23 protein-coding genes and 3 tRNA genes are annotated in these 20250 nt (G+C 72.9%); 15 read left to right on the top strand and 11 right to left on the bottom strand.

The window, feature by feature from the left end; translation table 11 throughout:
• Positions 1 to 28: 28 nt before the first annotated feature.
• The 10 genes from crtI (at position 29) to ACGFIZ_RS01980 (ending at position 6548) form a co-directional block, all read left to right on the top strand.
• Positions 29 to 1510: a phytoene desaturase family protein gene (crtI, locus tag ACGFIZ_RS02025; protein WP_393414696.1), complete on the top strand. Its 1482-nt coding sequence runs from the start codon at positions 29 to 31 to the stop codon at positions 1508 to 1510.
• The gene (gene idi / locus ACGFIZ_RS02020; RefSeq protein ID WP_393414693.1) at positions 1507 to 2130 is read left to right on the top strand and encodes an isopentenyl-diphosphate Delta-isomerase; all 624 of its coding nucleotides are present in this window, start codon (positions 1507 to 1509) and stop codon (positions 2128 to 2130) included. Before crtI ends, idi begins: the two co-directional genes overlap by 4 nt.
• Complete coding sequence (locus ACGFIZ_RS02015; protein WP_393414690.1) at positions 2120 to 3121, top strand: MerR family transcriptional regulator; 1002 nt, start codon at positions 2120 to 2122, stop codon at positions 3119 to 3121. The genes idi and ACGFIZ_RS02015 overlap by 11 nt, the downstream gene beginning before the upstream one ends.
• 71 nt (positions 3122 to 3192) lie before the next feature.
• On the top strand, positions 3193 to 3993 hold the full coding sequence (locus tag ACGFIZ_RS02010) for a polysaccharide deacetylase family protein (RefSeq protein ID WP_393414687.1): 801 nt from the start codon (positions 3193 to 3195) through the stop codon (positions 3991 to 3993).
• A 153-nt stretch (positions 3994 to 4146) separates the two neighbouring features.
• Positions 4147 to 4219: transfer RNA gene (locus ACGFIZ_RS02005), tRNA-Glu, on the top strand.
• Positions 4220 to 4259: 40 nt separating this feature from the next.
• A tRNA-Asp gene (locus ACGFIZ_RS02000) sits at positions 4260 to 4333 on the top strand.
• 104 nt (positions 4334 to 4437) lie between these two features.
• Positions 4438 to 4511 (top strand) — tRNA-Phe (locus tag ACGFIZ_RS01995).
• Positions 4512 to 4852: 341 nt separating this feature from the next.
• Positions 4853 to 5233, top strand: a complete 381-nt coding sequence (locus ACGFIZ_RS01990; protein WP_393414685.1) for a hypothetical protein — start codon at positions 4853 to 4855, stop codon at positions 5231 to 5233.
• 148 nt (positions 5234 to 5381) lie between these two features.
• Positions 5382 to 5717 (top strand): YnfA family protein, encoded by a 336-nt coding sequence (locus tag ACGFIZ_RS01985; protein ID WP_393414682.1) that lies wholly within the window; start codon positions 5382 to 5384, stop codon positions 5715 to 5717.
• Between the two features lie 309 nt (positions 5718 to 6026).
• Positions 6027 to 6548, top strand: coding sequence for an SRPBCC family protein (locus ACGFIZ_RS01980; protein ID WP_393414679.1), 522 nt, complete (start codon positions 6027 to 6029; stop codon positions 6546 to 6548).
• A 40-nt stretch (positions 6549 to 6588) separates the two neighbouring features.
• Here the strand turns inward: ACGFIZ_RS01980 and ACGFIZ_RS01975 are convergent, their stop codons facing one another.
• Positions 6589 to 7296: a DUF2786 domain-containing protein gene (locus ACGFIZ_RS01975; protein ID WP_393414676.1), complete on the bottom strand. Its 708-nt coding sequence runs from the start codon at positions 7294 to 7296 to the stop codon at positions 6589 to 6591.
• A gap of 54 nt (positions 7297 to 7350) precedes the next feature.
• Positions 7351 to 7740, bottom strand: coding sequence for a hypothetical protein (locus tag ACGFIZ_RS01970; protein ID WP_393414673.1), 390 nt, complete (start codon positions 7738 to 7740; stop codon positions 7351 to 7353).
• A 167-nt stretch (positions 7741 to 7907) separates the two neighbouring features.
• Here ACGFIZ_RS01970 and ACGFIZ_RS01965 point away from each other — a divergent pair, with 167 nt between their 5' ends.
• On the top strand, positions 7908 to 9257 hold the full coding sequence (locus ACGFIZ_RS01965; protein WP_393414670.1) for an ABC transporter substrate-binding protein: 1350 nt from the start codon (positions 7908 to 7910) through the stop codon (positions 9255 to 9257).
• A 96-nt stretch (positions 9258 to 9353) separates the two neighbouring features.
• Here ACGFIZ_RS01965 and ACGFIZ_RS01960 read toward each other — a convergent pair whose 3' ends face one another.
• Both ACGFIZ_RS01960 and ACGFIZ_RS01955 read right to left on the bottom strand, forming a co-directional pair.
• Positions 9354 to 10097, bottom strand: a complete 744-nt coding sequence (locus ACGFIZ_RS01960) for an enoyl-CoA hydratase/isomerase family protein (protein WP_393414667.1) — start codon at positions 10095 to 10097, stop codon at positions 9354 to 9356.
• 109 nt (positions 10098 to 10206) lie between these two features.
• On the bottom strand, positions 10207 to 11064 hold the full coding sequence (locus ACGFIZ_RS01955) for a 3-hydroxyacyl-CoA dehydrogenase family protein (protein ID WP_393414664.1): 858 nt from the start codon (positions 11062 to 11064) through the stop codon (positions 10207 to 10209).
• A 161-nt stretch (positions 11065 to 11225) separates the two neighbouring features.
• On the opposite strand from ACGFIZ_RS01955, the gene ACGFIZ_RS01950 reads away from it, so the two are divergent.
• Together ACGFIZ_RS01950 and ACGFIZ_RS01945 are read left to right on the top strand one after the other, a co-directional pair.
• A complete protein-coding gene (locus tag ACGFIZ_RS01950) occupies positions 11226 to 11513 on the top strand; it encodes a hypothetical protein (RefSeq protein ID WP_347669853.1) in 288 nt (95 codons plus the stop codon).
• A 111-nt stretch (positions 11514 to 11624) separates the two neighbouring features.
• Entirely contained in the window at positions 11625 to 12005 is a 381-nt protein-coding gene (locus ACGFIZ_RS01945) for a PPOX class F420-dependent oxidoreductase (protein ID WP_393414660.1), read from the top strand.
• 118 nt (positions 12006 to 12123) lie between these two features.
• On the opposite strand, the gene ACGFIZ_RS01940 is transcribed toward ACGFIZ_RS01945, so the two are convergent.
• Both ACGFIZ_RS01940 and ACGFIZ_RS01935 read right to left on the bottom strand, forming a co-directional pair.
• Positions 12124 to 12333: a BldC family transcriptional regulator gene (locus ACGFIZ_RS01940; protein WP_007073996.1), complete on the bottom strand. Its 210-nt coding sequence runs from the start codon at positions 12331 to 12333 to the stop codon at positions 12124 to 12126.
• 285 nt (positions 12334 to 12618) lie between these two features.
• The gene (locus ACGFIZ_RS01935) at positions 12619 to 13458 is read right to left on the bottom strand and encodes a hypothetical protein (RefSeq protein WP_393414658.1); all 840 of its coding nucleotides are present in this window, start codon (positions 13456 to 13458) and stop codon (positions 12619 to 12621) included.
• Between the two features lie 228 nt (positions 13459 to 13686).
• Here ACGFIZ_RS01935 and ACGFIZ_RS01930 point away from each other — a divergent pair, with 228 nt between their 5' ends.
• On the top strand, positions 13687 to 14769 hold the full coding sequence (locus tag ACGFIZ_RS01930) for a Glu/Leu/Phe/Val dehydrogenase (protein ID WP_393414655.1): 1083 nt from the start codon (positions 13687 to 13689) through the stop codon (positions 14767 to 14769).
• Positions 14770 to 15084: 315 nt separating this feature from the next.
• Complete coding sequence (locus tag ACGFIZ_RS01925) at positions 15085 to 15300, top strand: DUF3073 domain-containing protein (RefSeq protein WP_393414652.1); 216 nt, start codon at positions 15085 to 15087, stop codon at positions 15298 to 15300.
• Positions 15301 to 15442: 142 nt separating this feature from the next.
• Here the strand turns inward: ACGFIZ_RS01925 and amcA are convergent, their stop codons facing one another.
• The 5 genes from amcA to ACGFIZ_RS01900 all read right to left on the bottom strand — a co-directional run bounded on the left by amcA (position 15443) and on the right by ACGFIZ_RS01900 (position 20164).
• Positions 15443 to 15679, bottom strand: coding sequence for a multiple cyclophane-containing RiPP AmcA (gene amcA, locus ACGFIZ_RS01920; protein ID WP_393414650.1), 237 nt, complete (start codon positions 15677 to 15679; stop codon positions 15443 to 15445).
• Complete coding sequence (gene amcB, locus ACGFIZ_RS01915; protein ID WP_393414871.1) at positions 15648 to 16751, bottom strand: cyclophane-forming radical SAM peptide maturase AmcB; 1104 nt, start codon at positions 16749 to 16751, stop codon at positions 15648 to 15650. The genes amcA and amcB overlap by 32 nt, the downstream gene beginning before the upstream one ends.
• A 128-nt stretch (positions 16752 to 16879) precedes the next feature.
• Positions 16880 to 18034, bottom strand: coding sequence for a phosphoribosylformylglycinamidine cyclo-ligase (purM, locus tag ACGFIZ_RS01910; RefSeq protein ID WP_393414647.1), 1155 nt, complete (start codon positions 18032 to 18034; stop codon positions 16880 to 16882).
• A 64-nt stretch (positions 18035 to 18098) separates the two neighbouring features.
• Positions 18099 to 19640: an amidophosphoribosyltransferase gene (purF, locus tag ACGFIZ_RS01905; RefSeq protein ID WP_393414644.1), complete on the bottom strand. Its 1542-nt coding sequence runs from the start codon at positions 19638 to 19640 to the stop codon at positions 18099 to 18101.
• 158 nt (positions 19641 to 19798) lie between these two features.
• A complete protein-coding gene (locus ACGFIZ_RS01900; protein WP_393414641.1) occupies positions 19799 to 20164 on the bottom strand; it encodes a sterol carrier family protein in 366 nt (121 codons plus the stop codon).
• Positions 20165 to 20250 lie beyond the last annotated feature (86 nt).

The following is a 20250-nucleotide window of genomic DNA, read 5'->3' as shown; positions in this document are numbered from 1 at the left end:
GTGGGCGCGTTCCGAAGGAGGTGGCCAGGTGCGGACCGTGACGGGACCGACGGACCGGGTGGTCGTCGTCGGCGCCGGGCTCGGCGGGCTGGCCTGCGCGCTGCACCTGGCCGGCACCGGCCGGCAGGTGACGGTGGTCGAGCGCGAGCCGGTGCCGGGCGGCCGGGCCGGGCGGCTCGCCGTCGACGGGTACGAGTTCGACACCGGGCCCACCGTGCTCACCATGCCCGACCTGATCGCCGAGGCGCTCGGCGCGGTCGGCGAGGAGCTGCACGACTGGCTGGACCTGACGCCGCTGGACCCGGCGTACCGGGCGTACTACCCGGACGGCTCCACGCTGGACGTCGTCACCGACACGACACGGATGGCGGCCGGGATCGCCGCCCTGTGCGGGCCCCGGGAGGCCGACGGCTACCTGCGCTTCGTCGAGTACGCCCGGGAGCTGTGGCGGCTGGAGCGGGCCGACTTCATCGAGCGCAACCTCGACGCGCCGACCGACCTGCTGACCGGCAACCTGCTGCGGCTGCTGGCCAACGGCGCGTTCCGCCGGCTCCAGACGAAGATCGACCAGTTCTTCCGGGACCCACGCACCCAGCGCATCTTCTCCTTCCAGGCGATGTACGCCGGGCTCGCGCCGCACGACGCGCTGGCGATCTACGCCGTCATCGCGTACCTCGACTCGGTGGCCGGGGTGTACTTTCCGCGCGGCGGCGTCCATGCGGTCTCCCGCGCGCTGGCCGGCGCGGCGGAGAAGCACGGCGTACGGATCCGGTACGGCACCGAGGTGACCCGGGTCGAGACCGCCGGCGGCCGGGCGACCGGAGTGCGCACGGCGGACGACGAGTTCGTCCCGGCCGACGTGGTGGTGCTGAACCCCGACCTGCCCGTCGCCTACCGGGACCTGCTCCCCCCGTCCCGGCGCCGCCGGCTCACCTACTCGCCGTCCTGCCTCGTGCTGCACGTCGGCTCCCGGCAGGGCTATGCGAGGATCGCGCACCACAACATTCACTTCGGACGGTCCTGGAAGGGCACGTTCGACGAGGTGATCCGCCAGGGGAAACTGATGACCGACCCGTCGTTACTGGTGACCAACCCCAGCCGGACCGACCCGTCGGTCGCCCCGGCCGGCCGACACACGTACTACGTGCTCGCCCCGACACCGAACCTCGACCGCGCCCCGCTCGACTGGCGCGGCGCCCTGGGCCGCCGCTACGCCGACCAGCTCGTCGCGACGCTGGAGGAGCGCGGGTACGTCGGCTTCGGCGCCGGCGTCGAAGTCCGGCACACGGTCACGCCAACGGACTGGGCCGAGCAGGGAATGGCCGCCGGCACCCCGTTCGCGTCCGCGCACAGCTTCTTGCAGACCGGCCCGTTCCGCCCGTCGAACCTGCACCGATCCCTGGCCAACGTCGTGTTCGTCGGCTCCGGCACGCAGCCCGGCGTCGGCGTGCCGATGGTGCTCATCTCCGGCAAGCTGGCCGCCGCCCGCGTCACCGGGGGCGAGCGGTGAGCGGCTCGCGCGAGGCGCACCTCGTCGAGCTGGTCGACGACGCCGGCCGGGCGCACGGCGAGGCGACCGTGGCCGCCGCCCACCAGCCACCCGGCCAGCTGCACCGCGCCTTCTCCGTGCTGCTGGTCGACCCGGCCGGCCGGGTGCTGATCCAGCGCCGGGCCGCCGTCAAGACCCGGTTCCCGCTGCGCTGGGCCAACTCGTGCTGCGGCCACCCCGGTCCCGGCGAGTCGCTGGCCGAGGCCGCCAACCGGCGGCTGGCCGAGGAGCTGGGCGCCGGGCCCGTCGGCCTCACCCCCGTCGGCGTGTACGTCTACCGCGCCGACGACCCGGCCACCGGCCGCGTCGAGTTCGAGTACGACCACGTGCTGCGGGCGGACGTGCCGGCCGACACGCCGCTGCGCCCCGACCCGGACGAGGTCGCCGAGCTGCGCTGGGTCGACCCGGTGGAGCTGGCGGCCGACCTGACGGCCGACCCACACACGTACGCGCCGTGGCTGGGCGGGGTCCTGGACCGCCTGCTGCACCCGTCCCCGCCCGCGGCGGACGCCCCCGGCACCGGCGCGACCCGCTCCGACGCCCCGGCGGGCGACGCGTCGGAGCGGCCGGGTGGCCGATGAGGCGCTGAGCGCGGGGGCGGCGGCGCGCCGGCTGGGCGTCGCGGTCACCACGCTGCGCACCTGGCACCAGCGCTACGGGCTCGGGCCCAGCCAGCACCTACCGGGGCAGCACCGGCGGTACACGCCGGCCGACCTCGCGCGCCTGGAGGTCATGCGCAGGCTCACCGCGGAGGGCGTCACTCCCGCCGAGGCGGCCCGCTGGGCCCGCCACGCGCCGCTTCCGGCTTGGACCGCGCCGCCCGCCCCGATCGCGCCACCCCCGGCCCCGAGCGTGCCAACGTCGGCCGTGGCGGCGCCGGTTGGCGGCCGGGCGGGCGGTAGCCGGGCGGGCGGTGGCCGGGGCGTGCCGGTGGGCCGGGCCGGCCCGGCGGCCCGCGGGCTGGCCCAGGCCGCCGTACGGCTGGACTCGGCCGCGATCGGGGAGGCGATCACGCGTCACCTGGCGGCCGAGGGGGTCGTCGCCACCTGGGACCGGCTGCTGCGGCCGGTGCTCGCCGGCATCGGCGACCGGCACGCCGCCACCGCCGGCCTGATCGAGGTGGAGCACCTGGTGTCCCGGTGCGTCTCGGAGACGTTCGCCACCGTCGGCCGGGCCGGGACGGCCACCGGGCCCGCCCGGATCCTGCTCTCCTGTGCCGACGAGGAACAACACACCCTGCCGCTGGAGGCGCTGGCCGCCGCGCTGGCCGAGGCCGGCGTCGCGTACCGGATGCTCGGTGCCCGGGTGCCGGTGCCGGCCCTGGTCGAGGCGGTGAACCGCACCGGCCCCGCCGCGGTGGTGCTCTGGTCGCACACCCGGGACACGGCCGACCCGGCCCAGCTCACCGCGCTGCTCGCCGGCCCCCACCGGCCGCTGCTGGTACTGGCCGCCGGGCCGGGCTGGCAGGGGGACGCGCTACCGGCCGGCGTGGTCCGGCCGGCCGACCTCGCCGAGGCGCGGGCGCTGGCCCTGGCCGTACGCGACTCGCTGGACCGACCGCCAGGGGTTTGACGGGTCTGCCCATTTCGCGAAACGTGCACTAGCGTCGAGTCGCCCACGGACCTCTACCCCTCGGAGCGACGATGAGCGCACGCGCCGTCCTGGCGTTCGGCCTCAGCCTGGTCCTCTTCCTCGGCGGCTGCGCCGAGCCGACCGCCCCGCGCCCGGAGGCCGCCGCCCCGACCGGGTCGGCGACGCCGGAGCCCGAGGCGACTGCGAAACCGACCACCTCGCCGAAGCCGACACCGACCCGGGCCACCACCCCGCCCCCGCTGCGGCCGCGTCCCACCAAGCTCCCGGCCGGGCTGCGGCGGACCACCGGCACCCGCGCCGTCGCGCTGACCTTCGACGACGGGCCGGACCCGACCTGGACGCCGAAGATCCTCGACCAGCTGCGCGCGGCCAAGGTGCAGGCCACCTTCTGCGTGATCGGCACCCAGGCCCGGCGCCACCCTCAGCTCATCGCCCGGATCGTCCGTGAGGGCCACCAGCTCTGCAACCACAGCTGGCACCACGACCTCAACCTCGGCCGCCGGCCGGTCGCGGACATCAAGGCCGACCTGGTACGGACCAACCGGGCCATCCAGGCCGCCGCGCCGGGCGCCAAGGTGCCGTTCTACCGGCAGCCGGGCGGGCGGTGGACCCCTGAGGTGGTGGCGGTGGCCCGGCAGCTCGGGATGCGTTCGCTGCACTGGGCCGTCGACCCCCAGGACTGGGCCAAGCCCACCGCCCCGACGATCCGGCAGCGGGTGATCGAGGCGACTCGGCCCGGTTCGATCGTCCTGCTGCACGACGGCGGCGGAGATCGGGCCGCCACGGTCGCCGCCTGCGCCCACCTGATCGGGGAGCTGAAGCGGCGCTACGGGCTCATCCGGCTCCGCTGAACCGGCCCTGACCTGCCGTTTCCCGCGTGGCTGCGCCCCGGGCCATACCGATTTGGTGCCGGGGCCGGCGGTCACGTATGCTTTCCAAGCCTCCGGCGGGGCCGGATGGGAGCAAGTCCGCCAGATTTGTGAGTGTGCAATGATGGCGGGGCCGCCCTCATCGTCTAGCGGCCCAGGACGCCGCCCTTTCAAGGCGGTAGCACGGGTTCGAATCCCGTTGGGGGCACGACCGGCGCAAGCCGGAGCAACACCGGTAACACCAGCTAGGTCCTGTGGAGCAGTCGGAGTGCTCGCCGCCCTGTCAAGGCGGAGGTCGCGGGTTCAAGTCCCGTCAGGACCGCAAGCGCTGACGCCGCGCGTACGTTGCGCGGCGTTCTGCGTATCGGTGCAGGTGCCCTTCCGGGCGGCGAGCCCGCCATCCGGGTACCATGAGCCGAGCAGCACGGCCAGGTAGCTCAGTTGGTACGAGCGTCCGACTGAAAATCGGAAGGTCGGCGGTTCGACCCCGCCCCTGGCCACATAGCCTTTCGCCGGGCTACAGAGATCCCCACCAGCGGAAACGCCGGTGGGGATCTTGCTGTTGACGCCCCGGCCGCATCCCTCTGCTGCCAGTGGCGCGAGCTGGACGGCGACGCCGCGACCAAGCCGCCCGCACAAGTCACCGCAGCTTGCCCCTCGCAGAAGACGAGCCCGCTCCGACAGGACGACCGCGCGGAGACCGGCGATACCGAGCTCCGTGAACCCCACCACCGGATGCATCCGTGTCTCCATCGACAGGCGTATTGCACGCGTGTCAGGCGCAACCGATCCACGGCAGCGTCCCACTACAAGCTTCCACTACGACATCCCAGGAGCCCAGATGACAGCATTGACACGCATGCGCAAGGCGTGGCGACCGGTCCTGATCGGCGCCCTGGTCCTGGCAGGGTTGGCCGCAACCTCGACGACGGCAGGGGCAGCGAGCACCAACCGGACCGGACTCTGCAACAAGGCAAGCTACTGGTCGTACCTGCAGTTCCCCTCTCGTGGCGGGTTCTCCAGTTACCTGGTAGCGCCGGGCAAATGTTGGAGCATGGCGTTTCGCAGCGGCAGCACTGAGCCTGTCCACGTGTATGCCTACCGGATCAGCGACGGCGCGACGTTCTGGATCGGCTGGAAGATGATCAAGACGGGCGAGCACAACGTGTTCCGGACCTACGGCGAGATCCCCACGCGCAAGGTCAAGTTTTCACACCGTTGACGGCCGTGGAAGCCCGGCGCGGCCAGCGGGCGCGCCGGGCACGGCGATTGCGTAGTCGGACGAGCCCAGCTCGCCGTCGGTGGTCGCACTGCTCCTGCGGGCAGGCCGACCGAGACGACCGCCGGCACCTGCCGCTACGGTCGCAGGCATGATCCTCGCCCGCTCGATCCTGCTGTTCCTGCTCGCCGCACTCGCCGAGATCGGCGGCGCCTGGCTGGTCTGGCAGGGCTGGCGGGAGAACCGGGGGCTGCTGTGGATCGCGGCCGGGGTCATCGCACTCGGGTGCTACGGCTTCGTCGCGACCTTCCAACCCGACCCGAACTTCGGCCGCATCCTGGCCGCCTACGGCGGCGTCTTCGTCGCCGGCTCCCTCGTCTGGGCGATGGTCGTCGACAAGTTCCGCCCCGACCGCTACGACGTCATCGGCGCCGCCGCCTGCCTCGCTGGCGTCGCGATCATCATGTACGCCCCACGCGGCGCCTGAGCCGGCTCGGGGCGGAGGCGGACGCCCTGGTCCCGCTCCGTCGCGTACCCGCTTATTGCCGCCACCCCCTGTCGGCCCGGTCGCGGTCGGGCCGGGTCGGGGCGCCTACCCGCTGGCGCGGCTGGCATCCGCCCTCGCCGCCGAAGGCCGCGTCCCTGGACGCGCAGCCACGCAGGCCACACCTGGTGTCGTGGCCGCCAGGGCGTCCGGAGGACAAACACCACCGTCCGGCATGCGGGCGTGCGAGCGCTCAGAAGCGGCCATTTGTGCTGCTGCGTCCCCGCTCCGGAGCCGGTATGGTCCGGCCCTATGGGACAGGAGATGGACGGCCCGACAGAAATCCGGCAGGACGTCGCGCGGTTCTCGCTCCGCAGCACCCTCCTCGTCCCCGCCTCAGCCGAGCACGCCTTCGCGGTCTTCGCCGGCGCGCTGACCGACTGGTGGGTCGCCGAGTACACCTGGTCCGGGCCCGCGGCGCTGGCCGAGCTGGGGATCGAGCCCCGCGCCGGCGGCATGCTCTACGAGATCGGCCCGTACGGCTTCCGGAGCGACTGGGGCCGTGTGCTCACCTGGGACCCGCCCCGCCGGCTCGTGTTCACCTGGCAGATCGGCCCCGACCGGGTACCGGTCCCCGACCCGGCGCAGGCGAGCGAGGTGGAGGTGCTGTTCCTGCCCGACGCGGATCAGGTCCGGGTGGAGGTCGAGCACCGGCACTTCGACCGGCACGGCGAGGCGGCCGAGGGATACCGGCAGGCGCTCACCGCGGGCTGGCACGAGCTGCTGTCCCGGTTCGTCGTCTCCGTGGCCCGCAACCACCCGCCGCTGTCCTGACGGACGCCGACCACCGGCGGCGACGGTCCGGGGCACGGGCTCAGCGGCCGATCCCCCGGCCCGGCCGGATGTCGCCGACGGCTCCCCGCCCGCCCAGCTCCGCCCTGCGCCCGGCGGCGGCGCCCGAGCCGTACCCGGTGCCGGCGAGCCGGCGCGCCGCGGCGGCGCGCAGCCGTGGGTAGACCTCGGCGACCCGGCGCTGGACCCGGTCCGACCGGTCGGCCAGCACCAGCGCGACCGAGGGGGCTCCGGCTTCCGTGACCGCGCCGGCCTCGGCGTCGCGCAGCCGCGCCCCGACCGCCTGGGCGAAACCGGCGAGCCAGGACCGTCGGAACGCGGCCGGGTGCTCGCCCGCCGGAACGGCCGTCGCGGCCAGCCCGTGCGCGGCCTGCACCAGCAGCGAGGTGAAGAGCACGTCGACGCGCTCCAGGTCACTGGCGAAGCCGAACAGGTGCATCGCGAAGCCGCCGCCGTGGTGCCGGCGCACGCAGCGGCAGCGCAGCGGGTCGGCGACGGCCGCGAGCAGCCCGGCCTTGTCGCGGGCGTACGGGGCGACCACCTCGATCACCCGGTCGCCGACCGGGTCGGTGGCCGGGTCACGGGCCGCCAGCAGCGCCCGGTCCACGCCGTAGCGCGCGATCAGCTCCGTGGCCTTGGCCGTGAAGGCGGCGGACTCCTGCGGCGTGCAGGCCGGGTCCTCGGCCTTCGCCAGCAGCTTGCGCACCTTGGCGAGCATGGCCTCCGACATGCCACCACAGCTATCACACGGGCGGAAGGGGCGGCGCCGGCCCGACGCCAGGCGTCAGCCGGCCCGGCTGCGCAGGGTGGCCACCGTGGAACCGGCGAGCGTGAGCAGACAGTCGGGCAGCAGCCCGTCGGCGACCGCCGCCCCGAACAGGGCCTCCCCGGTGTCGGCGTCGGCGTTCGCGTACGCGCTGACGAACCGGGCCACCCAGCGGGTGTCGTACCCGGCCTCGTCGATGCCCGGGAAGTCCAGCGCGGCGCCACCCGGCCGGGGCACGTCCCCGACCATCGTGGCCGCCAGGCACCAGGCCACCCCGTACGCCCCGGCGAGGCCGGACCGGTCGACGACCGCGTCGAAGGTGCCCACCACCGCCTCGCCGTCCCCGGACAGTGCCGAGTGGAGCACGGCGGCCGCGTCGTCCAGCGTCTGCTGCGGTACGTCCGTCACCTGGCGAAGAGTACGACGAGTGGTCAAGTGGTGACCAGCCGACAGTTTCCTCGTGGCCGCCGCGATCGACACGGGCCGAACAGGCGATTCACCCGGCCTCCACGACCCCACCGGCGGGTCCGGCACGCTAATGTGCGCAGCGGACCTTCGCCCGAGGAAGGACGACCATGCTCCTATCACCCGGTCCACGCGCCGCCGCCGCGCTGGTGGCGTGCGGGGCGTTGCTCCTGGCCGGCGCCGGCTGCGGCACCGACAAGCCGGAGAAGGGGGCCGCCACGACCCAGGTCCGCCTCTACGGCACTGACGGCAACATGCAGAACTCGTTCGCCGAGGGGATGAAGGAACGCGCCGACCTGATCGACGGCATGAAGGGCACCACCCCGTCCACGCCGTTGCCGGAGGCCTTCAAGAACCGGCTGCGGGCCGTCGACCCGAAGCTGAACGACTTCCTCTACGCGGCGGAGTCGTACGACGCGGTGCTGATCAGCGCGTTGGCCGCGCAGCTGGCGGGCACCACCGAGCCGGCCGCGATCGCCAGGCAGATCGTCGGGGTCACCAACGGTGGCCAGCACTGCGATGAGGTGGCGGCCTGCCTCGAGCTCGCCCGCAACGGCCAGGACATCGAGTACCGGGGCGTGTCGCTCAACCGGGCCGGGTTCACCGACGCCGGCGAGCCGGCCACGGCCAGCTACGCCACGCTGACCTTCGGGTACCAGAAGCTCGACGAGGGCAAGACCGAGTTCGTCGGCGCCGGCGACGAGTCCGCCGCGAGCACGGCGAAGCCGCCCCGGGCGCACCGGCAGCGCGGCGACAGCAAGGCGCCCGACGCGCCGCTGGTCCTCGGCGGCCTGCTGCCGCGCACCGGTGACCTGTCCATCGCGTACCCGCCGCTCACGGCGGGGGCCGGCCTGGCGATCAAGGAGATCAATGCCGCCGGGGGCGTGCTCGGCGAGCCCGTGGTCTGGAAGGACGGCGACGACGGCACCAACCCGGAGGTCGCGAAGGCCACGGTGGCCTCGCACATCAAAAAGGGCGCGCACGTCATCATCGGCGCCGGCGCCTCGGGCGTCTCGCGGGCGGTGCTGCCGGACGTGGTGGCCGCCGGCCGGGTGCTGTTCTCACCCTCCAGCACCGACGCCGGGCTGACCTCGCTCGACGACAAGGGCCTCTTCTTCCGTACCGCGCCGCCGGACAGCCTGCAGGGCCGGGCGCTGGCGGACGTGATCCTGCGCGACGGGCCGCACAAGATCGTGCTGGTGGCCCGGAAGGACTCCTACGGCGAGGGCTTCCAGGAGGCCGTGCGTGCCGAGCTGGAGCGGGCGGGCCTGGGCGCCGACCGGGTGAAGCTGCTGACGTACGAGCCGCCGGCCGACGCCAAGGCCCCGCCGCTGGACTTCTCCGCCGGCGCGCGCGAGATCAAGGCGTACGGCGCGGACGCGGTGCTGGTCATCGGCTTCGGCGAGTCCGCTCAGGTGATCCGGGCGCTCGCCGACTCGGGCGTGCAGTTCCGGCACTGACGGTCTTGGGCACGACGACTTCCAGCACGGACGACGAACGGCCGCCCCCGGAGCTTCCGGGGGCGGCCGTCGCGCGTCTGCGGCCCGGCACGACTGTCAGCGGGGGCGGCGGCGCTCCAGGAAGTCCGTCATCCGACGTCGCTTCTCCTCGTCCTCGAACAGCACCGCCTGGCTGACGAGGTCGAGCTGCGGATGCGCGGCCGGCGGCGCGTCCACGGCCAGCTTGGTGAGCCGCAGCGCGAGGGCGGACGCCTTCGCCATTTCGTCCAGCAGCCCGTGCGCCGCGGGCAGCAGCTCGGCGGGCTCGGCGACCACCCGGTTGACCAGCCCGATCCGCAGCGCCTCCTCGGCGTCCACCCGGCGGCCCGTGAACAGCAGCTCCTTGGCGCGGGCCTCGCCGATCAGCGCCGGCAGCCGGTGGGTCGCCCCCGCCCCGGCCAGGATGCCCAGCCGCACCTCGGGCTGACCGAAGACCGCGCGGGCCGTGCACACCCGCAGGTCGCACGCGTACGCCAGCTCGGCGCCCCCGCCCAGCGCAGGCCCGTCCACGGCCGCGACGGTCGGCATCGGCAGCGCCCGGATGCGGGCGAACGCGGCGGAGTTGATCGCGGCGAGGGCGTCCAGCCGGCCCCGCTCGCGGAGCTGCCCGATGTCCGCCCCGCCCGCGAAGATGCCCTCCGCGCCCCCGGTGAGCAGCAGCAGCCGGGGCCGGGCCTCCAGCTCGGCGCAGACCGCGTGCAGCTCGCCGATGAGGTCGGCGTCGATCGCGTTGCGCTTCTCCGGCCGGTCCAGCGTCACCACCAGCCGGTCCGGGTGCTCCTCCACCCGCAGGCCGCTCACTGCGCCGGCCCTTCGTTCGCGACTGCGGGGCTCGCAAGCTCACTCCTCGCGCTCACCGGTGCCCGCCTTTCGTTCGCGACTGCGGGGCTCGCAAGCTCACTCCTCGCGCTCACCGTTTTACACCGCCTTCCCAGCGGTAGAAGCCCTGCCCGGACTTCTTGCCCAGCTTCCCCGCCGCGACCATCTCCGCCAGCAGCGGCGGCGGCGCGAACCGGTCCCCGTACGCGGCCTGGAGGGTTCGCGCGATGTCGAGCCGGACGTCCAGGCCGACCAGGTCGGTCAGCTCCAGCGGGCCCACCGGGTGCCGGTAGCCCAGCACCATCGCCTTGTCGATGTCGGCCGGGCTGGCCACCCCGTCGGCGACCATCCGGATCGCCTCCAGGCCGAGGGTGACCCCGAGCCGGGAGGTGGCGAAGCCGGGCATGTCGCGTACGACGACGGGGTCCTTGCCGAGCCGGCCGGCCAGCGCGACGGCCGCCACGGTGGTCTCCTGGGTGGTGGCCGGGCCGACCACGACCTCCAGCAGCGCCATGGCCCAGACGGGGTTGAAGAAGTGCAGCCCGAGGAATCGCTCCGGCCGGTCCAGTCCCGCGGCCAGCTCCGTGATCGGAATGCTGGAGGTGTTGCTGCCCAGCAACGCGGGGCGCAGGGCGGCGGCGTCGCGCAGCACGGCGCGCTTGAGGTCCAGCCGCTCGGGGACGGCCTCCACGACCACCTCCGGCTCCGGCGCGACCTCGGCGAGGGCGGCCCGCAGCGTCAGCCGGTCCCGGTTCGCCGCCGCCTCGCCGGCGGTGAGCTTCCCCCGCTGCACCGCCCGCTGCCACAGCTCGCCGAGGCGTTCGGCGGCGGCGGTGGCCCGGCCGGGGTCCACCTCGACCAGTTCGACGCGGTACCCTGCGCCGGCCGCCACGTAGGCGATGCCGAGACCCATCGTGCCGGCCCCGACGACGACAAAACGACCGTTCATGACGTCCCCTCGCTGCGTACGGCGTGCGGGGTCTCCGCCGCGCCGGGCCGCCCACTCCGCTGGCTCATGGGTGCGACCCTATGCAGCACGGCCGGCGGCGGCATGCGTGGGGGCACGCCGAGGCGGGTAGGACGGCCGACAACCGAGGGAAGGACCGAGAGATGAGCCAGGCACCGCGGAATGTGGACAACGCGGAGACTGTGGAGACCCGCGGCGACGAGCGGATCGACCTGCTCCGCGCGGACACCAACAACGACGGCCGGACCGACGTCTGGGTGGTCGACACGGACGGCGACGGCAGGGCCGACCTGTTCCAGTTCGACACCGACCACGACGGCAAGGTGGACGTCACCATGGTCGACCTCGACGAGGACGGCACCCCCGACGAGGTGGTCGACGGCGATGGCGGCCTTCCGCCGGAGCAGCTCCCCCCGACCGTCCAGGTCTGAGTTGGAAGGGGCCCTTCTCGACGCTTCTCGCGTATGGCAGGGGCCCCTGTCAACACCCGGGTCGCCGGCCGACACGCGGACCCGCCGGCCGCTCGGCCGTATCCTGGCCGAATGAGCACGTTGGACCGCTTGGCCGCCGAGAAGTACCTGCTGCTCACCACCTACCGTCGCGACGGGCGCGCCGTGCCGACGCCGGTCTGGGCGGTCCGGGACGGCGACGCGCTGGCCGTCTGGACGGCCGCGGACTCGGGCAAGGTCAGGCGGATCCGGCGCAGCGGCACGGTGACGGTGGCCCCGTGCGACGTCCGGGGCCGGCCGCACGGCGAGGAGGTGGCCGGGCACGCGACGATCTGCGACGTGGCCGGCACCCGGCGGGTGCGCGAGCTGATGAAGCAGAAGTACCGGATGCTCGGCCGGCTCAGCCTGCTGGCGAGCCGGCTGCGGCGGGGCGAGCGCGGCACCGTGGGGCTCCGGGTCACCCTCGCCGAGTGAGCCGCGGGGCCGTCCGGGCGGCCCGCCGGCGCAGACGCGTCAGGGGCGGCGGAGCGATCGCTTCCGCGATCCGCTCTGCCGCCCCTGACCTGGTACGTTTCGGAGCTTCCCTCGTCGGTCAGTCTCCCTGGCGCTGCTGCGGGATCTGCCCCTGCAGCAGCGCCCGAACCTCCGACTCACGGTAACGACGGTGGCCCCCCAGCGTACGGATGGCACTGAGCTTGCCGGCCTTGGCCCACCGGGTCACCGTCTTCGGGTCGACACGGAACATCGACGCCACCTCGGCCGGTGTGAGCAGCGGCTCCGGTTCGTGCGTTCGCGATGCCATATCGGTCACTCCTCCACAGGTATAGACATCGGCCGGGGTCCCGCCGGCCGACGCGTCTCCCATGGTCCGGCTAGTCCCCGATGTCCGACATGGGCCGAACGGCCGAAGGTCCCTAGACGGACGGATGAACCATGCCCGATTTATACGACTAATACACGCCAGACAGTATCTTATTAGGACTCATGATCACGGTTCGTGATGCGTAAACTACGAGCACTTCTCGGTTTGGGAGCCTTCCCATGGGCGGTTTGGGGCCCATTGAGAACTCCTCTACCCAGCTCAGGGCTAGTTGCAACGCTCCAACAGCTGGACCGCCCGCCAGCGCGCCACGAGCTTGTCGTACGCCGCCGAGGCCGCCTCGGCCTCGCCGTTGGAGAGGCCGGCCAGGCCCCGTGCCACGAGCGTCGGCGAGTCGTCCGCCTCCAGCGTCTCGTCCGAGAGCAACTGGACCAGGCCGCCGTAGTCCAGCTCCACCACCGAGCGCGGGTGGAACTCCTCCAGCCATCGGGCGGCCTCCTCGACCGCCTCGGTGATCGGCGCCTCACCGACGGTCTTGCGCAGCACCGACAGCGCCCGCGAGGACCGGCGACGGGCCCGGGAGATCTCCGTCCGGTAGGACAGCGCCCGCCGGCCCGGATCGGTGACGAAGTGCCGCTCGGCCGGCTCGAACAGCACGAACCAGCGCAGCGGCACGCCCCAGGTGGCGATCTGCTCGTGCACCCGGGGGACGCCGTGCTCCAGCACCCGGGCCCCGCTGCGCCAGTCCTCCACGACCGCTTTGGCCTGCCCGGCCAGGATCGGGGGCACGAACGCGTCCGCCAGCACCGACGGCACCCCGTCCCGGGCGCTCAGCGCCGCCTCGGCCACCCGGACCCGCAGGTTCCACGGACAGATCAGTAGGGTGTCGTCGGTCTCCAGGACGTACGCCTCGTCCGGCAGGTCGGGCAGCCGGGTCCAGCCCGCGCCGAGCGCCTCGATGACGGCTGTACGCTGCCGTACCGGCCCATCCGACGGGGCGACGGCACGGCCCTCCTGGGCGTAGCGCCGCCAGAACACCTGGCGGTCCCGGTCGAAGGCGGTCAGCGGCTCGTACACGCGAAGGTACGAAGCGAAGAGCGACGGCACGCCGCGATCCTCCCACGAGACGGAACCCGGACGCCGACAGCGTCCGGGGAACAGGCATGTGGCGACCCCGCTCAGGCACTCCGGATAGCCCTTGCGCTCAGGCCGGCCGGCGACAGTACGGTATCGGCCGAGACTAGGCTCGGCAGCACCGGCAGCACCGGAAACATCCCGTCCGGCACGCCACCAGTCCGAGTCCCACAAGGACGGACACCGACACAGGAGTCAGCCATGGGCGTATTCGCCAGTACCGACGACCCATCATCCACCGGCCACGAGCAGGTCGTGTTCTGCCAGGACAAGCAGACCGGTCTCAAGGCGATCATCGGGATCTACTCCACCGCGCTGGGCCCCGCCCTCGGGGGCACCCGCTTCTACCCGTACGCCAGCGAGGAGGCGGCGCTGGCCGACGTCCTCGACCTGTCCCGCGGCATGGCGTACAAGAACGCCCTGGCCGGGCTCGACCACGGCGGCGGCAAGGCGGTCATCTGGGGCGACCCGGAGCAGATCAAGAGCGAGCCCCTGCTGCGCGCGTACGGCCGCTTCGTCGAGTCGCTGAACGGTCGCTACTACACCGCCTGTGACGTCGGGACGTACGTCGCGGACATGGACGTGGTCGCCCGGGAGAGCCGGTTCGTCACCGGCCGCAGCGTGGAGCACGGTGGCGCGGGCGACTCCTCGGTCCTCACCGCCTGGGGTGTCTTCCAGGGCATGCGGGCCGCCGCCGAGCAGGTGTGGGGCACGCCGGCCCTGAAGGGCCGCCGCGTCGGCATCGCCGGCCTGGGCAAGGTCGGCAAGCACCTCACCGGTCACCTCATCGAGGACGGGGCCGAGGTGGTGGCGACCGACGTCAGCGCGAAGGCCCTGGCCTGGACGCGCGCCACCTACCCGCAGGTCGAGCTCGTCGACGACACCGCCGCCCTGGTCGCCTCCGACATCGACGTGTACTCCCCGTGCGCGCTGGGCGGCGCCCTCGACGACGACACCGTGCCGGTGCTGCGCGCGAAGGTGATCGCCGGGGCGGCCAACAACCAGCTCGCCCACCCGGGCATCGAGAAGGTCCTCGCCGACCGGGGCATTCTCTACGCCCCCGACTACGTGGTGAACGCCGGCGGTGTGATCCAGGTCGCCGACGAGGTCCAGGGCTTCAACTTCGAGCGGGCGAAGCTGCGCGCCACGAAGATCTACGACACCACCCGGGAGATCCTGCGGCTCGCCGACCAGGAGGGCGTGCCGCCGGCGGCGGCGGCGGACCGGCTCGCCGAGCGCCGGATGGCCGACGTCGGCCGGCTGCGCACGATCCACCTGCGGTGAACGTCACGTTCGGGGGCGGGAGCGTTCCCGCCCCCGAACCGGCGAGCCGGTAAAACCGGACGGCCGCGCCGGCGTTAAGCTGGAAATTGGGGAGATTCCGGCCGATTCGCACGATGTCACGAGCGAGTCGGCGTACGCCCCTTACCCCGGTACACTTGGTGACGGCCGGATCACCGCGACGCGCGGTGCCGGCTGACGGTAACCCGAGGTGCCGAACGGTGGCATCCCCATGTACCGTAAGAGCCACGAGAGATGCCTGACGTCATCGGGGCCCGCCTTCGGGCTGCCCCGCATTCTGTGCGAGGGGGTCGAGCCATGGGGCGCGGCCGTGCTAAGGCCAAGCAGACAAAGGTGGCCCGGGAGTTGAAGTACCACTCCCCGAACACCGACCTCACCGCCTTGCAGCGCGAACTGGCGGGTGCTGGCAAGTCGGACCACGACTTCGACGACGACTACAAAGAGTATGTCGACGACGATGACGAGGACCACGCGGACGAGGACCCGGATCCCTGGGTCCGCCCGACCCGCTGACCCCCGGTCACATCTGAGCACGCGGTGAGCCCCGCGTGCTCACGCATGTGCCCATCGTGAGGCGGCGTTCACCGACGATCAGGGGCCTGCCGTGCCGGAGCATCCGGAAACCCCGGCAGGTCCTTGATCGCGGGCAGTCGTTTCAGCGGGGCCGGTTGTTCCAGTTGTAGAACGTCGGGATGTTCTCGAAGTGGTTCCAGGCGCAGACCGCGCCGGAACCCTCGCCTCCCGCCACCTCCGACCGCAGCCGGCGCGCGTCCTCCGCCTCGCAGAGCAGCGCGGTGATCCCCGGGGCGGTCTCCCGCACCCGCTGGGCAACCGGGTCGACGACAGCGGCCCCGGCGCGCTCAGACAGCCGGTGTCCGGTGGTCTCGGGCATGGTCCAACACTCCCTCCAGTAGGCGGATCTTGCTGTTGCGGCAGTGGTCGGTCTCCGTACCGTCGAAACGCCCCAGCTCGAAGTAACGGTTGGCGGCGTGGCCGCCGCCGCAGAAGCCGAAGTACGGGCAGGACCCCCGGCACGCCTCCACGCCGGCCAGGAACTCGCCGACCCAGGGCGTCCCCGCCGCGCCGGCCAGGATCTCGGCCAGCGGCGTGGTCAGGACGTTACCGCTGCTGAAGTCGCCGTACCGGGGGTCGGTGAAGCCGGCCAGCTCCGGCGAGAGCACGGTCACCGACCCGTCGTGGCCGACCGTGGGGATCGGGTCGAGCCGGCGGGGCAACAGATCGTCCGTCGTGCCGTCGAGGACCGCCCCGACGTACCGCAGCGACCATTCCACCTCGCGCAGGTGGATGCGGGGCGCCCGCCGCCAGGCGGCCACCAGCTCGGCCCAGAACGCCCGCACCGCCGCCGCCTCGTGGGCGTTGCCGCGGGTGTTGACGCCCTCGGTCTCCTCGATGTTGACGCCCAACACCTCGCAGCCGAGGCCGAGAAAGTAGTCGTACAGCTCGGTGGCGCGCCCCGGCGTCGGGTCGCTGACCACGGCCAGCGCCGAGAACGGCAGCCCGTGCCGGCGCAGCGCGGCCACCCCGCGCACGATCCGGTCGTACGCGGGCAGGCCGGCCCGGGTGACCCGGTCGCCGTTACGCCCGCGCGGGCCGTCCACGCTGACACTGACCCGCATCCGGTGCGCCGCGAAGAACTCGCACCAGGCGTCGTCGACCAGGGTGGCGTTGGTCTGCACGTGGTGCTCCACCGCGGGGTCGAACGGGGCGAGCAGGGCCGCCAGGTGCTCCCGGCCGGCCGCGAGGGGCTCACCGCCATGCCAGACCACCGAGAAGCGCCCGGCCGCCGCCCACGGGTTCACCGAGGCGGCCACCGCCTCGGCCACCTCGACGGACATCCGCCGGTCGACGGCCCGCAACGGCAGGTAGCAGTACGCACAGTCCAGGTTGCAGAGCGTGGTGGGCTGCATCACGACGTACGACGGGACCGCAGCGATGCCGCGCATTCCGCCGATCGGCCGTACCCGAGCAGCCATCACCCTCCTTCCTGGCCCGAAGGTGCCCTTCAGGCTAGGCGGCGATGGCCACTCGGGTGAACCCCCGATCAGGTGCCCGGATGATCAACGCAGTGTGATCACCCGCGGGTGTGCTGCCCCACCATCTGCACCTTGCCGGTGCCCTCGATGATCTCGCCGGCCTGCCACGCGTCGACGCCCCGCCCGGTCAGCGTGGCCAGGGCCCGGTCGGCGTCCTCGGCCGCGACGACCGCGAACATGCCGACGCCCATGTTGAACGTGGCCTCCATCTCCGGATCCTCGATCCGGCCCTTGGACTGGATCAGGTCGAAGATCGGCTGGGGCTTCCAGGTGGAGCGGCTGACCACGGCGTCGACGTGCTCGGGCAGAACCCGGACCAGGTTGCCAGGGATGCCGCCGCCGGTGACGTGAGCGATCGCCCGCACCTCCGCCTCGGCGATCAGCTTGAGGCAGTCCTTCGCGTAGATCTTGGTCGGGGTCAGCAGCTCCTCACCGAGGGTGCGCTGCCGGCCGAAGTCCTCGATCACCACGTCCAGCCGCATCCGACCCGCGCCCAGCAGCACGTGCCGGACCAGGGAGTAGCCGTTGGAGTGCAGGCCCGACGAGCGCATGGCGATCACCACGTCGCCGACCTCGACCCGCTCCGGGCCCAGGATCTCGCTCTCCTCCACCACGCCGACGCCCGTGGCCGAGACGTCGTACTCGTCCGGGCGCAGCACGCCGGGGTGCTCGGCCGTCTCGCCGCCGAGCAGCGCGCAGCCGGCGTACCGGCAACCGTCGGCGATGCCGGCACCGATCTCGGCGACCTTGTCCGGAACCACCTCGCCGCAGGCGATGTAGTCGAGCAGGAACAGCGGCTCGGCGCCGCAGGCGACCAGGTCGTCCACGACCATGGCGACCAGGTCGATGCCGATCGTGTCGTGGATGTCGAGCTGCTGGGCGATCACCAGCTTGGTGCCGACCCCGTCCGTGGACGACGCCAGGATCGGGTTGCGGTACTTCGCGGTGTCGAGCCGGAACAGGCCCGCGAAACCGCCGAGGTCACCCAGGACCTCGGGCCGGCGGGTCTGGCGCACCTTGGACTTCAGCAGCTCGACGGCGCGGTCGCCCGCCTCGATCGAGACGCCGGCCTCGGCGTACGAGACCGAGCGTTTGCGCGCGGCGCGGCCGGCCCCGGCCGTCCAGGGCTGACGGTCGGCGCCGGTGCCGGTCGGGCTGGTTTCGGTGCCGCTGCGCTCGGACACGTGCGTCACGGTTCTCCCCTTTGTGGTTCTCGCGGGCGCCGGCGGCGGCCGGTCCAGACCGCGTCGGGCGGTGCTATGGGCGGTGTGCGGTCGCGCCGCCCGAAGTGGCGACGAGTGGTGGGGTGGTGCGGTCGGGATCCTCCGGCGCCGTGCTGGCGACGCGGCGCCCCACTCCTTCGAGCACGTGCTTGCCGATCAGGTTCCCGGCCGGCAGCGAAATCGGGTACTCCCCATCGAAGCACGCCCGGCAGAGCCGGCTCTTCGGCTGCTCGGTCGCGGCGATCAGGCCGGACAGCGACACGTAACCCAGCGTGTCGGCCCCGATCGACCGCCGGATGCCCTCGTTGTCGAGCCCGTTGGCGAGCAGCTCGGCGCGGGTGGCGAAGTCGATGCCGTAGAAGCACGGCCAGCTGACCGGCGGGGAGGAGATCCGGACGTGCACCTCCAGCGCGCCCGCCTCGCGCAGCATCCGCACGATGGCCCGCTGGGTGTTGCCGCGCACGATCGAGTCGTCGACCACGACCAGCCGCTTGCCGCGGACGTTCTCCCGCAGCGGATTGAGCTTGAGCCGGATGCCGAGCTGGCGCAGGGTCTGCGACGGCTGGATGAACGTCCGCCCGACGTACGGGTTCTTCATCAGGCCGGCGCCGTAGGTGATGCCGGACTCCTCGGCGTACCCGATCGCGGCCGGCGTGCCCGACTCCGGCACCGGGATGACCAGGTCGGCCTCCACCGGGTGCTCCTTGGCGAGCTGGCGGCCGATCTGCACCCGCGCCGCGTGCACGTTCCGGCCGGCGATGGTGGCGTCCGGGCGGGCGATGTAGACGTACTCGAAGAGGCAGCCCTTCGGCTCGGGCGCGGCGAACCGGGCGGAGCGCAGGCCGTCCTCGTCGATGGCGATCAGCTCGCCCGGCTCGATCTCACGGACCACACTCGCGCCCACGATGTCCAGCGCGGCCGTCTCGCTGGCCACCACCCAGCCGCGCTCCAGGCGGCCGAGCACCAACGGGCGTACGCCGTGCGGGTCGCGGGCCGCGTAGAGGGTCGACTCGTCCATGAAGACGAAGCTGAACGCGCCGCGCAGCCGGGGCAGCACCTCCAGTGCGGCGGCCTCGACCGAGAGATCCGGCCGGCTGGCCAGCAGCATGGTGACCAGGGAGGTGTCGTTGGTCGAGCCGTCGGTGGCCAGCCCACGCTCGCTGACCTCGCGCTGCAGCTCGGCGGTGTTGACCAGGTTGCCGTTGTGGGCCAGGGCGATCGTGGTGCCGGCGCTGGTGGACCGGATCGTCGGCTGGGCGTTCTCCCAGGTCGAGGCGCCGGTGGTCGAGTAGCGGGCGTGCCCGATCGCGACGTGCCCGCGCAGGCTGGCCAGGGTGGGCTCGTCGAAGACCTGGGCGACCAGGCCGAGATCCTTGTAGACCACCACGCCGGAACCGTCACTGACGGCGATCCCGGCGGCCTCCTGGCCACGGTGCTGGAGGGCGTAGAGCCCGAAGTAGGTCAGGTTGGCGACCTCCTCCCCCGGCGCCCAGACGCCGAAGACGCCGCACGCGTCCTGGGGGCCGGGTCGTTGGGGGTCAAGGTCGTGGCTCAGCCGGCCGTCGCCTCGGGGCACCTGCCGCTCCCTCATGCTGGTCGGGACTGGCCGGGCGAAGTCACGGGGCTGAATCCGTGCTGCTCGGCCGGGCCATGTCGTCGCCTGACAGTGTACGCGAACCAGGTTCGATACAGAAAGTCACGATTCGACAGCCCTGTGTTACCTATCTCGCAGATTTATTCGCCCAGGTCGAGCGGAAGGTGGACAGACAGGTCGGCCCGGACACCGCTGACCCGTACGCGCCCCTCGGCGACCGTCTCCGCCCACCCTCGGCGACCTGTCGCGACCTCCAGCCAGGTGACCGGATCCATCTCCACGACGTTCGGCGGCGCGCCCCGGGTGTGTCGGGGCCCGGGTACGCACTGCACCGCGCCGTATGGTGGAACACGCACCTCGACCGATCGGCCGGGGACACGCTCCGCGAGGGCCGTCAACAGGGCACGGACCGCCTCCCGGAACACCGCCCGTTCGGGGGTACGACCCTCGTCGAGGGCGGCGAACGCCGCGGCAACCGCTGCGGACTTTGGGTGCGGAGAGGACACGACGGGACAATACGACCCGGGTCCGACGCTTTCGACGCTGCCCTGGGTCGCGCTGACGGAGTCGGACAAGGCATAGTTGCCGACGG

Source organism: Micromonospora sp. NPDC048830 (assembly GCF_043198215.1).
Lineage (GTDB): Bacteria > Actinomycetota > Actinomycetes > Mycobacteriales > Micromonosporaceae > Micromonospora.
The sequence above is the reverse complement of the archived record's forward strand: the minus strand, read 5'-3'. Positions and strand labels throughout refer to the sequence as shown.